At 57.6% G+C, this 15,814-nt stretch carries 9 protein-coding genes; 4 read left to right on the forward strand and 5 right to left on the reverse strand.

The features are described from left to right. Positions 1–51: 51 nt before the first annotated feature. From HBN79_RS08655 to HBN79_RS08670, 4 genes are all read right to left on the reverse strand, one after another. The gene (locus tag HBN79_RS08655) at positions 52–2,445 is read right to left on the reverse strand and encodes a dynamin family protein (RefSeq protein ID WP_169916556.1); all 2,394 of its coding nucleotides are present in this window, start codon (positions 2,443–2,445) and stop codon (positions 52–54) included. Next, on the reverse strand, positions 2,442–4,679 hold the full coding sequence (locus HBN79_RS08660; protein ID WP_095032549.1) for a dynamin family protein: 2,238 nt from the start codon (positions 4,677–4,679) through the stop codon (positions 2,442–2,444). Before HBN79_RS08660 ends, HBN79_RS08655 begins: the two co-directional genes overlap by 4 nt. Further along, a complete protein-coding gene (locus HBN79_RS08665; protein ID WP_169916557.1) occupies positions 4,676–6,433 on the reverse strand; it encodes a dynamin family protein in 1,758 nt (585 codons plus the stop codon). The genes HBN79_RS08660 and HBN79_RS08665 overlap by 4 nt, the downstream gene beginning before the upstream one ends. Before the next feature lie 62 nt (positions 6,434–6,495). Further along, positions 6,496–6,870: a hypothetical protein gene (locus HBN79_RS08670; RefSeq protein ID WP_095025341.1), complete on the reverse strand. Its 375-nt coding sequence runs from the start codon at positions 6,868–6,870 to the stop codon at positions 6,496–6,498. Positions 6,871–7,379: 509 nt separating this feature from the next. Here HBN79_RS08670 and HBN79_RS08675 point away from each other — a divergent pair. The 3 genes from HBN79_RS08675 to HBN79_RS08685 are packed head-to-tail and all read left to right on the forward strand — an operon-like array spanning position 7,380 to position 13,293. After that, positions 7,380–8,675, forward strand: coding sequence for a hypothetical protein (locus HBN79_RS08675; protein WP_169916558.1), 1,296 nt, complete (start codon positions 7,380–7,382; stop codon positions 8,673–8,675). After that, positions 8,672–10,663, forward strand: coding sequence for a hypothetical protein (locus HBN79_RS08680; protein WP_169916559.1), 1,992 nt, complete (start codon positions 8,672–8,674; stop codon positions 10,661–10,663). The genes HBN79_RS08675 and HBN79_RS08680 overlap by 4 nt, the downstream gene beginning before the upstream one ends. Beyond that, complete coding sequence (locus HBN79_RS08685; protein ID WP_169916560.1) at positions 10,660–13,293, forward strand: helicase-related protein; 2,634 nt, start codon at positions 10,660–10,662, stop codon at positions 13,291–13,293. Before HBN79_RS08680 ends, HBN79_RS08685 begins: the two co-directional genes overlap by 4 nt. Before the next feature lie 151 nt (positions 13,294–13,444). On the opposite strand, the gene HBN79_RS08690 is transcribed toward HBN79_RS08685, so the two are convergent. After that, complete coding sequence (locus HBN79_RS08690) at positions 13,445–14,092, reverse strand: HEPN domain-containing protein (protein WP_095025346.1); 648 nt, start codon at positions 14,090–14,092, stop codon at positions 13,445–13,447. Positions 14,093–14,435: 343 nt separating this feature from the next. Here HBN79_RS08690 and HBN79_RS08695 point away from each other — a divergent pair, with 343 nt between their 5' ends. Then, entirely contained in the window at positions 14,436–15,791 is a 1,356-nt protein-coding gene (locus HBN79_RS08695) for a hypothetical protein (RefSeq protein ID WP_254925237.1), read from the forward strand. Positions 15,792–15,814: the final 23 nt, after the last annotated feature.

Here is a 15,814-nt window from a genome sequence, read left to right on the forward strand (position 1 = left end):
GCAGTTGTCCGCGAGCAGTCAGCCTTATGCGTCGGTGCTCGTGGATGTCCATTAAATTTGAGTCTTTTGGGGGGCTGCAGTCATGCGTACCGCCTCGCGGAAGTCTTCCAGCAGTCGCCTGGATTCCTTGAGCCAGCCTTCCTGGGGTGCGGTGTCCAGATGGCGGTCAAGCTTGGCAATAGGCTCGAACATCCGGCCATAGACGTCTGCTCCGCCAACCTCCAGGCAGTCAAGGCGCAATCCGTTGATGGCGGTTTTTTGCGCACGAATACCGTTGATATCTGTCTGGATGGCGTCTTCATACATAGTGAAAATTTCCTGCAGTCGGCCTTCCAGGTGCTGGCTTGAATCTCCTTGCTGGTTGATCCGTGAGAAATACTCCAGCAGTGGTGTGTCCCGGTAAGCGATCTCGTGACGTTGAGTCGAGCTGTATGCACTGACCCCTACCACATTAATGCCTTCGCTCTGCAGCACATCCTGGACTTCGTCCATGATTTCTTCGATCTCATCCTCGGGCTTGAGGTCTGCCTTGGTCAGCACGACATACACCGAGCGCTGTTCCACACCGATCTCATGGATAAAGTCCAGGTCGGACACTGGCACAGTGCCGTTGGCATCGAGGCCAATCAGCCAGATAATGGCCTCGCACTGTTGGGCAAACTGGATGGCCGTGCGTTTGTCGCCTTGGCTGTGTTCGGCCGCAGTGGCAGGCGGGTTGTAGCCTGGCGTGTCGATGAAGCAGATGTTGCTGAAAAGCTCAGGTGCCATTTGCACGCCGACGCACATGAACGGCATTAAACTCTTCAAGTCGAAGCTGAATGAGTTGATGAACGCATGGGAGATGTTTTTGTAAAAGGCCACATCCAGCTCCATGTGGCCACCGTTCGCAGAGTAGCCGCGGATCATTCGCTGATCAGTCGCCAGCACATAGCTGGGGATCGCTGTGACGGGCTGCATACCTACTGGCAGGCGCACCTCGGGGTCGCGAATGAAACTGTTGATAAACTCGGATTTCCCACTGCTGAAACCGCCGACAATCCCGACAATGGTGCGCTCGTGAATATCGGGGAACCCGACCAGCAAAGCCAGTTCCTGTTCGATCGATTGCAACATTCTCAGGGCTTTGGCTTCCGCGCCCAGACACGACTCGCCGTCGGCAAATGTCATGTAGTCGTTGTCCAGTAACTCCCTGAAACGGGCAAGCCCGGCACTTTCCCGCGGCTTGGCGGCCAGCAGCCGTGAAATCAGCTGAAAGCGAGTCCAGGTGGATTGGAACTGGTCTGCCAGTTGCGCGTGTTGTTGTTGCTCCTGGCCATGCGCCTGTTGCAGCGCAATAAGTGATTCTCCCGTGGTGCGCAGCTCAAGATGCGCCTGCTCAAGTGTCTGTTCGAGCGTTTGACGGGCCGACTGGAGACGGTTGTGATCCTGTTCCAGCTGCAGGTGTTGGTTCGACAGTACTTCGAAACGTTCACCGGCCTGGCTCTCCGCGCGCTGATGCTGGTCAAGGGCTTGCGCCAACGACGCTTGCACGTTCAGTACGGCCTGACGGGTGTTATTCAAGTCTGCCACAGTAGCGGCCTGGCGCTCACTCAAGGTCTGATGCTCTTCGTTCAAAGCGTCAAGGCGGGCTTGTTGCGCCTGGCAGTCGAGGAGTAATTGGTCATTGCGGGCGTGCTCAGCCAGCAATGTGTCGTTCGTCACCTGGAGATTTTGACGAGTTTGGTCCAGGTCCTCTTTGATGCGATTGCGGGCCTGTTCCAGTTGGCTGTGTTGTGTTGACAGGGTTTCGAAGCGCTCGGCGGCCTGTTGCTGCTGGTGTTGATGCTGATCCAGGGCCAGTGCCAGCGACGCTTGGACCTCTTCCAGGGTTCTTTGGGTATGGTTCAGTTCGACGGCGGTGGTGGCTTGATGCTCGGTCAGTCGCTCATGCTCCCTGTTAAGGGTGTCAAGACTGGCTTGTAGCGCCTGGCGCTCGAGCGTCAGCTGGGCATTACGGGTGTGCGCGGCCTCGAGCGCCTGACGAGTTTGCTGCTGGGCTTGCTCGAGCGCCAGGCGAGCGGCTTCGATGCCGTTACGCTCCTCGACCAGTTGGGTATAGCTGACTGACAAATTGTCAAAACGCAATCGGGCATGTTCCTGAGCCTGCTGATGCTGGGCCTGTGCCTGGGTCAGGGTATTCTGCAGGCCCTGCAGTGTCTGGCAAGTATCGCTCAGTTCAGCGACCGTACTGGCCTGGAGCTCGGTCAGTTGCGCATGCTCCACGTTCAAGGCCTGCAAACGTGCCAGGGTCGCTTGATGGTCGAGGGCGAGGGCTTCGTGACTGCGATTTGCTACCTGCAGTGCCTCGATCATACTGTCGCGCAGAGTCTTGCGCCGCCAGACGAACAGTTGGCCGATCTTGTCCAGTTGTGCCAGCAACGCAGGCGGAAACAGCTCGCTATTCATGCTGCCTCCAGTTCTTGGGCCATGCGTTGCAAGCGGTCGAGTGTATGCAGAACATTGCTGACTTGTGCCTCAAGTTGGCTGATGCGGGCCTGCAAATCAGCGAAAAACGCATTGCCGTAAGAGTGCGGCAGTGAGTGCGTGACGTCATCGATCAGATGGCGGATTTGACGTTTGGCTTGCCCATGGAGGTCGTGCAGCAGATGCTTGGCGTCATCGAGAAATTGCCGTGCGGCGTCGTCCAGCAGATAACTGCCGGAGCCCTTGAGCTTGCCTAATGCCTGGCTGTTTAACTCAAATGCTGGGAGGCGAAAGCCCGCTGCCAGATTCTGATTGGTGAGAATGATCAAGCCGGCATCGAGATTGTCCTCCAGGTGCAGGCGGGCAACTCGGGTCGACTCTTTCATTAGATTGTCGCGAAACGTTTGGGTTAGAGTTTCGCTTGAATGCTTGAGGGTGCCGCTCAGTCCCTCGGCAAACTCCTCCAGTTGGTTATGGACCTGACGCCAAAACAATTTAAATACGGTGTAGTGCTGGGTTTCAGTGCCACCGCCCCACATCCAGTTAGCCATTTTTGCGAAAGTGCTGTCGCGGACCACCTCCCTGGAATGTGAGGTTTCCTCCGAGGCGTCTTTGACGCCCTTGCTTGTAGTGCTATAGGCTGCATCAAGGTGTTTAGTGAGTTCACGTTTGAGTTGTTCGCGAAACTCCGCAACGCATTTGCTAAGCATAACGTCGAGGTCGTAGGAGGCGGTCACTATCTTGGTGTCCAGCTCGTGGCGTGCGGCCTTCAGTTTTTCAATATCGGTGTTACGGATTTCTTGATACTTGTCCCGGCTGAACGTCAACAGGTCGGTGCGTAGCGCTTCCAGGGCGGTCAACTTGGCGCGGACTAACTCGGTACGGCGCTGTTCGATGATGTGGTCTTTCTGCTCGCGCACAGTGTCCAATACCGCGCGCAATGCGTGGGTATTCGCCAGCAGATCGAGGTTGCCCCGGCAACGGTCGGCATGTTCCGGGGTGAAAAAGTCGGCGTAGTGGGTGCGCAAGTTCTCCCAGACTTTTTGTTCAGCGCTGTCCCAGGCGTGTTGTTGGTCAAAACGCTCGGACAGACTGTGGCACATGCCAGAGGTGTACAGCACCTTGCCTGTACCTTGTTGGATCAGGTTGTCGAAGGTCGCGCCGATTTCCGGATGCTGGGCCTTCAAGCGTTGTAGGGTATCGACCATATGCACGCTGAGGGTTTGGGTGATTTTATCCAGTGCGCCCTGAAGTGTCGGTTGATGAGTGTCGCTGCCATACAGCTGGTTGTCGACCTGGCTGGCAATCAGTACCAGTTCCTGAATCCCTTCCTTTTGCGTGATTCGGCTCATCAGCTCGATGTCCTGTTCACTGAGAAACTGGCCGGCCGGGCTGACGATAAACACCACATCGCAGTTTTTCAGCAGCGCCGTGGTGCGCTCTTCGCGGGACTGCACCGGGTCGTTAAGCCCGGGGGTGTCAATGATGCGCACGTTACGCAGCGACTCCAGCGGCAGGAAGATGTCGACACTCTTGGTCAACGGCATAAAGGCTCCGCCCACCGCGACATAATCGCTCAGCAAAACGGCCAAGGTGGCCGCGTCAGGTGCTTGAAGGTGGCCCAGGGCGTCTAGTGCCCCGAGGTCAACGGTCGAGGCTTCAATGTGCTGCCATTGTTCACTGGCGGCCACCAGAGTGTGTTCACTCTGCAGGGCTCGTTTGGCGCTCTTCTCTGCATCACGATAAAGCCCTGCGTCATCGACCGGTTGGCCGCTGCGTTGGCGGCGCTGACGTAAGGTTTCTACAGCTTTGGTCAGTTCTTCCTGGTAGCGCTGTTGATAGCGCAAGGCATCCTGCTGGATGTTGTCCCGGTCTGCTGCACTGTAGAACTGTACATCGGCGCCGAACGTGTCGCCGTAGGTCAGGGTGGTCAGCGCTGCCGTCATCGGCGTTGCAGCCCTGGGGAGAATGGCGTGGCCATCAAACACCAAAGCGTTGAGCAGGGAGGATTTACCGGCCTTGACGCGACCCACGACACCAATTTGCAGCAGGCGGTTTTCCTCCACCAGATCACTGAAGGCTTGTTCCAGGTCTTCGCTACGATCGATGGCGTGCCGGTTCAGCATGGGCGCAAGGTCTTTTTCCAGCTCCGGGTGGTAGGTTTGCATCCACTGGTGCAGGCGCTGGTTCAGTTCAAGGACGTGTTGCGGGGTCATGACTGAACCTCGTAAAGGGCTTGTTTGGCCAGTTGTTGCAGTTGTTCCCGGCACTGGATCAAGAGCTCGAGCTGCTGCTGTGCTGCCTCGGCATCCTGCTGGCGATTGGCTATCATCTCGTCAATCAGGCGTTGTTTTTCACCGATCTCCCGTTCGAACTCGCTGCTAACCTGGGTCACTAAAGTGTTCATCTGTTCGTGGAGCAGGGTGTGCAGGCGCTCACGCATTTCACGCTTGACCGCAGGAATTACTTCGTTGATTACCTTCTGACGCAGTTGCTCGCGTAGGCGCCCTTCATTGATGAACGCGAGAATATTGGGGAGGAAGATGATCGCCAGTTCGATGAGGGGGTTGACCACCGAGGTAGTGACTGCCAGAACAGTGGTCAAGCCTTGGTATGTCACACGGGGCAGCGGCTTTCCATGCTCCCAGCCAGTTTCCTGCTTAAGGCGTTCCAGCTCGCGGCCATTACGCTCAGCCAATGTGCCATTCCAGTGGCCCAGGGTTTCTCCGGTCTTGTGCAGCGTACGGTTGATCCTGTCCGTGATCTGCCCGAGCCAGTTCTGTTCATTGTTGAACTGTCCCATGCTCTGGCCCAGATCGCCCAAGGCTTGAGCAAAGTCCGTCACCACGGTGCTACTGAGATGGTCCATCTGGTCCTTGATTGAGCGCGTCATTGAGCCGCGAACGACCTCGGAGACAATTCGCGAAAACGCTTCCTGATTGCCCGCGACGGCCGCACTGACCAGTTCCGACTGCACGCTATCCAGCTCGTGACCCGCGGCACTGAGGCAATATTCCACGGTTCGTTCTAGTTGCTGATCGCGTAAGTCTTCGAGAATGTTGTCGCGCTGGCGCTCGACTTTTCGAATGCCCTGGGCCAGTTCGTTTAGTGCGTGTTGATTTTCGCCCTGGGTTTTTTGCAATGATGCCAGTGCCAGATTAATTTGGTTGAGCAGTGAGTGGGTCAGGTCTTTGAGGCGATCTTCGAACACATCACGGATGATCTGTTCCGGTTGCAGTGAGGCCAGGACTTCGGTCAGACGAGGGGCTGCGTCGAGCCCAACACGCACCAATTGACGGGTATCGGCAAAGTTGATCTTGATCTGTTCATCGACCAGTTCGGCGACGTCCTGCACCTGCTCATCTGAGCGCAGGTTGGTCTTGTTCAGCAGGAACGTGAACGCGCGGCCGTAGGTGTGCAGATCGTCCAATTGGCGCAGCATTGACTGAGTGATATTGCCATCCTCAACGCTGGTGACCACGATGAAGTGCACACCACGGGGCAGGTAATAGGCGATGGCTTTGTTGTGGTTGGACAGCGAAGAGCCGAAGCCCGGCATATCGACCAGAACCAGTGAGGGCAAGGCCTTGAGACGTGGGTTGTCCAGGTACAACTGAAGGTGCGTGAATTCGTGGGCACGCGCCTTGAGGGTGGCCAGCGCCGTGATGTCCATGCGTTCAGCGCTGCCGTCCAGGCGCATGGCCAATAGGTGCGGGTCGCTGCTGTAGCGCAACTCTGTGGCCAATTCTGTTTCAGGTGTCAGGCCAACACTGAGGATAGTTTCACCCAGAAAAGTATTCAGCAAACTGCTTTTGCCGGCGCTGAAGGCACCGATTACAGGAACAAGCAGTTCGGTATGCTCGATATCGTTCTGCAGTCGCGTTACCTCATCGGACTGGAGAGCGGTATCTGCAATAACAGGAAAAATGGCGTTCAGGTAATTGAGGTAGGTGCGTTGAGTATTCAACATCGCAGTACGAATCCTTGCGTCTAATTATGAATATGTGTTCGTCGACTGCTGCCTAAGGCGCTTCACAACTCGAGCGCGCGCCATTCGTAACTGTTGTATTTTTCCCAGATACCACCGCTCTCGAAGTGCAGGTACACCCGCCACTCATCCACGTTGACCTGAATTTCACCGCCAATACGTGCACAGTCGCCGAATGCTGCGCGCAGAAAAACCTCCAGTTGCTGAAAAAAAGCATCTGGTAAGTGGGCGCTGCCAGCGATGTAGCAGGAAGATCCGTTGGTGAAAATGCTGCAGGGTTGAACGCTTGACCACAGGGTGGCAGTGGCCTGCTCAGGATGCTTCTGGCTCCAGTCCACTGCGAACCGGTGAAGCAAAACATGCCAGTTCCCGTCAGCGTACTCGCCTTCGATCCCCCACATGTCGATGGCCAGGAACATGGTTGGATGTCGCGAGCGTTTTTGTGATGGGTAGAAGGACTCAGGCATGAACGTATCTCTCGCTAATTTGTATGGAGAACAGGCGAGTGAGGATCGAGCCTGCCGACGACATCTTGTGTCGTGTCCGGTATCAGGGTGCAGGGCGCGCAGTGTGCCGAACCCACGCTGATATGAGCAGGGTGGATGTCCGTTTTGACGGTGCAGGTATGAGAGGGGTATCAATCAACGCAGGGGCAGACATGGGCAACTTCCTTGTGCGCGCAGACGGTTATGCTATGAAGGGACGGGCATTGCAAGCCGTCCCAAGGCAGATATGGACGCAATTGTGGCATTTTGCTACTGTTCTTGGCCATGCGTAAATTTGCGCGCTCGCCCGTCATCCGGAAGTGAGCTCCAGTTCACACTTCCCCCTCTATCCTCGCTGGCATTTAGCGGACCCTGCACGAAAGTGCCTCGTGTTCTCGACTACGCCGACAGTACACCGACCAAACCGCTAAGGAAGCCTCTTGATGAGCATGATGTGGGGGCTTTTGGGCCCCGAGCAATTGGGGGGCGAGAGACGAACCCGTACCTTGGACCTTGGTGCTGCTGTGCGTGAGTACAATGAGCGTGCGGTACCGGGCATGGGCGGGGTGTGGTACGCCAAACAGCTGCTGCTGGCGATGCTGGGCATTGCACTTGCTCAAAAGTTGCGCGAGCGCCAGGTCAATGTGTCGAACATTACGGTTGCCAATGCTATTGAAGCCTTGGGTTGTTACTTCGCCCTCAAGCACAACCAGGGCCAGGGTGATTCCCGCGTGCGGGGTTCGGAAAAGCTGCGCGGCAAGGCCGATTTTGATTTCCAGGCGCTGTGCAAACCTGGCTTTTATGTCAGCCAGCCAATGCGCATGGGCACTGGCCAGGCGTTGTTGACCTTGGGTTTGGTACGTGCCCAGGGAGAGCGATTCAATGCCTTTATGTGCACGGCGTTTGGTTATGAGTTTATTAACGCCTGCTGTGGGGATGACGGCGCGCAGTTGGAACTCTTATTGCAATGGGCGCAAAAGGGCCGTTCGGTCAATCAATTGAAAGCTCCCACTGCGGCAGTGCTTTCACCCTTGCAGCTATTACCTGCCCAAGCGCGAGCATTGTTGTCGCGTCGCCTCAATACCGACCTCGCGTCTGCCCGTGGTGGGTTGCAGCGCGCTGCCATACGCCGCTGGGTGCAGGCCCGCGACGCTCATCCTGCGGTGTTTGACTGGGGCGCTCGGCCCAATGACATTGACGTCGAACACTGGAACGACTTGCACTACGGGGCGCTGTTCTTTCAGGTTCAGGATGCCGCCTACCAGGTGCTGGATGGCTTGGAGCAGTACATGGCGGCATCGAGTCGACCACAGTTTCGGTTAGGGGAGAGCATCCCCGAGCTGATCTCAACCCGTATCGGGCATTTGCGCGAGCTGGCCCGTCTGTTTTTGGATAACCCTTTGGCGCAGCGAACCGATGCGGTCGCCGCGCGCTTTTGCCATGAGTGCAGTGCACCTGAGGCGTCCCATGTGCTGGCCAGCCTGGTAAACCGAGACGGTCGGGTGCTGCGCTTGCAGGGCACGCAGGTGCTGCCCGGCAGTGCTTTCCTGTTTCAGGTGTTGGCGGTCACCGATCAACCTGCTGGCGAGCCTCAAGGTCAGGTCGTCGAGGGTGCGCTACCGGCCTGGATTTCTCCGCGTGTGGAACGCCTATATCAGTTGGATCTGGACCTGCAAGGTCAATTGGGCATCTGGCTCACACAGCCCCCAGCCGCTGCAGTGGCCGAGGTGAGTCTATGAGTCAGGTTCCGGCATCACTGGCTCAGCACTTCGAAACGCCAGATGGTTTTACCGGCCATTTCGGCTGGTTATGTGGCTTCTCGGCTGACGATAGCTTTCTCAACGATGCCCTTGAACGCTTCACTCACCGACAAGCCAACCAGCGTGCCTACACTGGGGATACCTCACTGGCGTTATTACTGGATCCACGTGCGCCCCAAATCACTCCCATCGAAGTCCCCGGGCTGTTGCATTTACCTTGGGCGAAAGCTGCTTTGCCGTTCAACTTGATGCACGCCAAGGTGGCAGTGCTGACTTACCGCAGCACCGCCCGGAGTGACGTCTGGAGTGTGCGTTTGCTGGTCTGCACCGGTAATTGGACTCGCCAGACCCTGGAGCACAGTCTTGACCTGGTCTGGCGTCTGGACTTGCACAGTGATGACCTGCGCTCACCTACCGAAACGACGCAGCAGGCGCGCACGGACATCTCTGGTGCCTGGGATTTACTGTCGTGGCTGCGTCAGCAATACGACAGTCGTGTACTACTCGCCAACCCGCTGACGGCAAAAGCCATCACGGATATGGATACGCTGCTGTTCAAGCAGATCACATTGAAAGCCTCTGGTTTGAGCGCGCGGTTTTTCGATAACCGCACAGCGTCGCTGCTCGCCCAATTGCCCGCGAAGGTGGTGAGCGCTTCGGGGCGAGGGGTTGCGCGTAACTACCTGGCCATGGGATCGGGATTTTACGAGTCCTCATTGCTCGGAAAAACGCCGTCGGTGCCGTTGCAGGTTGTCCGCGGTTTGCGCGGTGAAGGGGGAGGGCCGCGGCTGTTGACGATGTCCAGCGATGTCAATCTGTTCGTCAACGAAGGCGGCTGTCAGGGTGTTGTTGAGGCATTGGCGATGTTGACTGCGGCCGACATCAGCGTGCGGCCAGCGGCTCAGCCGGGGTATTTTCCCCACGCGCAAAAACGCACTTTACATGCCAAGTTTATCTTCAGCGCCAGTGAGACGGGGCACTCGAACAAGACTGCCAATCCCTGGCTGTATCTGGGTTCAGGCAATCTTACCCCGCAGGGTTTTACCCTGAAAATGGGACGTCACCTGGGCAATCTTGAGGCTGGGGTGGTGTTCGCACCGACGCCGTTGAACTGGCACCCACCACACATGGCCGTCGCCGACCCTGAGTCGATTAGCTATTACCTGCCGATTCAACGGCAACTCACATGCAGGCCTGAAGCGTTGCAGGCGGGTGAGGCGTTTGAAGTGGGCAGCGAAGTGTTCAGCGCGGCCCGCGTGGCATACTTGGTGTGGCGGGAAGCGCAAACGCCGGAGCAAGGCTGGTTAAGCAGTGAAGACGACTTAGAAGTTGATTATGTGGTGCTCGATCCTTCGCATCAGCCGTGCACTTACGTCGACGGGCAAGGTTTTACATGGTGTGGTCAGCGGCCACGTCAGGTGCTCATACGCTGGCAAGTGGAAAATACTGAGCAGTTTATGGCCGTGCCGGTGCTCGATGGCTTTGGTCGCCTGGCGGCCACGGAACTGCCGAACATCAGCCTGGAGGATGCGTGGCGTCAGCTCGAGGGTTTTCCGCAACTGCCCAGTGAGGAGGAGCTGCCCGATGCCTTTGATCACAGCGTGCGTTCAGGTAGCCGGCAGGAGAACTTTGGGCGTGCTCAAGGCACGGCAAGCTATCCAATCCGGCAAATGATGGAGTTAATCGAGGGCATTGCGGCGAAACAGACCGCGCTTGCGCCCATCGATTGGCCTGTCTGGTGTGCGCGTCTGGAGCAGTCGCTCATCCAGGCCAGTGGCTGCGGGTTATTGCAAGCGTTTCTGGCCCTCAACCTCAACCCCATTCATGCCTTGCGCCAGGCGGCGTTCAGGCCCCACTTCGCGGAAACGCCAGAGCACCTGGCGGGACAGCGCTACGAGGCGGCGTTGAACCATATCGAGGCGCATTGGGCGCTAGATCACTTACACCCCCTGGGAGCCCCGGCATGAAGTCTGGAGCGTTTAACTGGGCAGCGGTTGCGGTTGCACTGCGCGAAAGGGCGTCCCAGCAGCAACAACTCGCCTGTGCCGAGGGTGAGGCGGCCGCCCACCTGAATCCAGGTCAGCGCGCCAGTCTGCATGCGCTAGCCGAGCGTATTGGCGACCACGGCGTGGTGCTGGCTGACGAGGTCGGCATGGGGAAGACCCGTATCGCGGTGGAGTTGATTCGGGCGGTTAACCACGCTGGCGGTCGCGTGGCCGTTGTGGCGCCACCTGGGTTGGGTTATCAGTGGCACGATGAATTGAAGCGCGGCGGCGTCGAAGCCCCGGCGATGCTGCGTGGGCTTTACCGCTACCTTGAAGCTTGGAGTGGCGAGGAAACCACACCAGACAAGCCCTGGTTTGAGGCCCCCACGCTGGTGCTGTCGCAGGCCTTTGCCAATTGGCGCATGGGCGAGCACACCTCGCGCTGGCGTCGAGAGTTGGTGCCGTTAGTCTTGGCGCGCTGGCGCAAGGAAGCAGGATTCAAATACCCCAACGGCTTCCATGCTTCCTGTCCTTATGACTCTTGGGTCGAGCAGGCGGCCGCGAGTATCGTCAAGCACATCAACCAAGATCCTCGGCAACCGGCTTACACCTGGCTGGCCAACCTCAACAACCAAAATGCTTGGCCGGATCCCAGGAGTCATACAGATTACCGCAGCGGTACCGCGCATCGGTACTGGCTGGAGCAGGTGGTCGGGTTTGGCCTGGGGGCCTTCGACCTGGTGGTGATTGATGAGGCGCACAAAAGTCGCGGCAGTGACAGCGGCTTGAGCCGATTGCTCTGTAATGTGCTGCAGAGCACGTTGCAGAACCGTCGTCTATGCATGACCGCAACCCCGGTGGAACTGGATGTCGAGCAGTGGCGGCAAACCTTCGAGCGGCTTGGCCTCGACGAGCCGGTGCGCGATCGCCTGCAACTGGTGATCAATGACTTTGCCCAGGCCATTCGTCATCTGCGCGCCCATTGGCGCTCCAGTGATACAGCCCGTCAGCACTATCAGGTGACTGCCAGTGCCTTTCAATCGACGCTGAGCCCCTACCTGTTGCGTCGGGACAAGCGTGAAGATCCAGATGTCGCGCGCTTCACCGAGCTGACTCAGGGCAAAAATTATCGCAACACAGATAGCGCGGTCAGTGTGGATGTACGCACTCTGAGCTTGCCTTGGCGCCAGGCCGTGTGCGCAACAGAAGCCCTCTCGGTGACCTCGCGGCTGGACGAGAACGTAACCGCCAAACGCTTGCGGTTGACCTTGGCCAACGGGCATGGCATTGCTGACTTGTTAGCGCAGATCAACGAGCCGGAGGTTTCTTCGGTGTTGGCGGTTGACGAGCAGACCAGTACTGTCGATAACAAGCGCCAACAACGCGTGCAATGGTGGTTGCAGACGGCTGCTCAAGCGTTTCAGACCCCTCACCATTTGTTTGAACACCCGGCAATCCTGGCCACAATCGCGACCATCGAAGCGGCGCACGGGCAAGATGAAAAGGTCCTGGTGTTCGGCCGTTTCACCGCGCCCATGCGGGCCCTGGTCCGTTTGCTGAACGCGCGGGAGATGTTGCGCAGTCTGCAGGCGGGTCGATACTGGCCGCAGAGTGTTATTCAAACCCGTGACGACGACTCCGATGAGCATTCGCAATGGGCTGCCGTGCGGGTTGCGCACCGTCAGTTACAAAGTCCGCTGGCTCTGAGCCGCATCCCTGAACTTTTGGCCACTCAATACAACAGCCACAGTGCCCGTCGTGAGCAATTTCGCCGACACTTGCTCGACTGGCTCCAAGCGGGGCTGCCTCATGACGATCCGCTCCCGCGGGCGATGCTCAAACACCTTGAGGCGGCGCAGCGTACCCGGGAAGTGGCAGAGGCAGTCGAGAAGCATCCCGTCGCGCTGTTTGCCCGGGCGATTCTCGACCTCACTGGCGAGGATGTCGAGCACCTGACTGCCGAGCACACCTGCACGGCTTTTTGCCAGCTGCTGAGCGCTGCCAGCGACCAGCGTACGGACGATGACCCCGAGGCTGAGGATAACCAGAAAACTGCATTGCAATGGGAGTTGCTGCTGGCCCGCCTGCAAGCTGAGTCGGGCCATCAGGAAGGGGGGTACGCTCGCTTGATGTATGGCGGCACTGAACAATCCACTCGGCGTTTGCTGCAACTGGCCTTTAATCGCAGTAAAAGCTTTCCCCGTGTGCTTGTGGCCCAATCCACAGTTGGTCGTGAGGGGCTTAACCTGCATTTGGCCTGCAAGACGGTCATTCTCATGCACCCTGAGTGGAACCCTGGGGTGGTCGAGCAACAGATAGGTCGCGTAGATCGTGTGGGCAGTCAATGGAGTCGCCAGCTTGACGATGCACTGAAACAAAACCGTCCGCCCGCACAGCTACCGCAGATTGATGTGCACCCGGTGATCTTTCGAGGGACTTATGACGAGTATAACTGGCAGGTCTTGCTGGAGCGTTGGGATGACTTGCGCGCTCAATTACATGGTGAAGTGATCCCGGCCAAGGAGGCAGACGGCGATGTGGCATATGAGCAACTTTTGGCGGAGCTGAAGGTCGGCGCACCGTGTTTTTCGCCGCTGGGAAGAAGTGCTTGAAGCAATCTCCCCCTCTGGGCTGATCAGGGGGAGCCGCTTTTTAATGGCACTGGGTGTTTCCTTGCATCACGGCCAACCGGCGATCAAGGGGCGCCGTGATGGTGAAGTGTCAGGGGCCTGGTAGGTGATCAGGGCGCTCTTTTCGGGCGTCCTAAGCCACAACCGGATAGCAAGCATCCCCCCAGAGAGTTTCGGGGTTATCCAGCATCAGCAAAATAATCACCGGCACCAGCTTGCCGAGGAGGTTCGAGCAGTCGCGCAACTGATCTCGATTCACGCTGCTATTCCAGGTTGCGCCCCCATGCATTACCTGGTTGCGCAGTGTATAGATTCGATTGAACAGAACGCCGAGTACGGCGGGGGTGTTGCGGTTGGCCAAGGCTTGTTGTGCTGCCCGCCGACCGCTGGCGAAGCGCTCTTTCCACTGTTGCTCACTGATCTTGCCGTTCTGGTGATCCCAGAAACTCTGGAATACGAAGGGGTTATCCAGTAAGGCGCGAATGCTACCGGAGAACTCGGACCAGACCAGGTTTTCGATCAGAGTTGCAGTGTCGAGTGCACACAGCTTATCCAGGAACGCTTTGAATGTGGTTTGCTCGGAAAGCCGGTACTGCTCGTCGATATCGGTGGCGTAGGCCGAGTTAAAGGCAATCCAGAGAAAGACAAAGCGTCCGTCGACATCGTCTGCCTGTTCGGCCCGATTGAGCCAGCTCAGCGCTCGATGGACACGCAAGGTGAGATTAGGGTGATGGCTTTCTCGTTCCTGACGATGACGAGTCTTCAGAGCTTGATGGTCCATGGGGGCCGATCCTTGATGTCATGGGGATGGGTAAACCGGTATGAAGTGTCTTAAAGCTTTACATATATTTGAGCCAGGCTTGGCGTTGGCAGAAGAGTGTTTATCCGGGAGCCCATAACCTGCGCTATTTGTTTACCTGTACAGACAAACAACATGGACGGGGCCAGTGCATTTGCTTAGGGTATGGCCATTCGACATTACCTGCAAGGCAGCCTGCATGACGCGTACACAGTTCTTGGCACAACCAGAAGTTGGGGCTTTCCTCAATTGGCTGGCAGCGAACTTACCGACGCTGACTTTCACCTTACGTTTTAAATCGAGCAAATTTGTGCCGGGCGGTTTAATGGCTGATGTCCAGGGGATCGAGCAGGTGCTAGAGCATTACCGTTGGAAGGCAACTTGGCAGGATGCCAACCAAAGCCCAGTGGATTCACAAACCTGGGCTGACACGCAACGCTCTCTTGGGCAACTGCGTGAGTGGCTGACGAGCGCGGTCAACCAAGGGGATGAAACACAAGCGCTGCAGGCGTGCTTGCAGATTCTTCGCTGGGGGGGCGTGCGAGGCGCCATTCCGTTTTTGCACCGGTTGGCTGCGCAAGGTGAGTTGTCCAGCTACCTGAAAAAGATGGCAGGCCTGATGTCGCTTGACGGTAGCAGTGATCTGAATGAACTGGATGCAAGCAGTGTCGAGCGTTTCGATGCCGGTCTTACCAAGGTTCATGCCTTGCTTGATGCATCGGGGTCACCCATCTATGACAGTCGCGTTGGCGCGGCGATTGGCATGCTGTATTCGCTGTTTCGCCAGCAATGGGCGGGGGGCGGCAAACCCTTGCTGGCGTTCCCGTCCGGAGCCGCTCGCGGCAGCCAGATCCGCAACCCCGGGGCGTTTGTGAACGGGCTGGCTGCGCCACAGTTTTCTTCAATCAGTTATGAGTCATGGGCCCGCTGGCAAGTGCGATTGGGGTGGATAATCCAAGCTTTGCTTCAGCGCACAGACTGGTTCGCCGGCCAAGGTGCGTTGCCTGCACGGTGCCACGCGTTTGAGGCCTGCCTGTTTATGCTTGGGTATGACCTGCAGTGCTTTGGAGTGCCGCTGGCGGCAGATTCGGAGGCTGCAGGGGCAGCGAATGATGCGAAGAGCCGCGAGCGTGCGGGCACTGGATGGGTGCCGACCGGGCATCCGTTCAGTCAGGTTCTTCAGGATTATCTGACTTTTCGTCTCAGCGGCGCGCTCGACAGTAAAGCCAACTTCGTTGCCTGGCAGGTAGCCAATCCACGCAATGAGCAACCGCCAACCCGCGCGACTGCTATGGGCTACTGCTTTGCGTTTTCCATTCAGGAGTTCGATCTGTTCGAACGGCCACTGGCAGCGCTTGAGCAAATCGTCAGAGGTGGCCAGGATGGATTGCGTGCGGCATTGGCTACACCGACATTGGAGCCATTCACCCTGGGTGATGAGCGTGTACACGTGTGTCTGGTGGATGTATTGATCACGGGTAACGCGTATTTACGAGCGAAGACCGATCAGGCACGCGTTGCTTACGTCCTTAGCGCCGGATATGCGGGTACCGAGAACGCGGCAAGAACACTGCTGGCGGTGGGGCGCAACGTGGGCAAACACTTTGGCTTGCTTGATGCCCAACACTTGCCAACGACCTTGTTTGAGCAGTTTTTCTGCGGATGTGCGGTCGACGCCTGATACACGCACGATACTCAATCAGC

Source organism: Pseudomonas sp. WS 5051 (assembly GCF_012985715.1).
Taxonomy (GTDB): domain Bacteria; phylum Pseudomonadota; class Gammaproteobacteria; order Pseudomonadales; family Pseudomonadaceae; genus Aquipseudomonas; species Aquipseudomonas bubulae.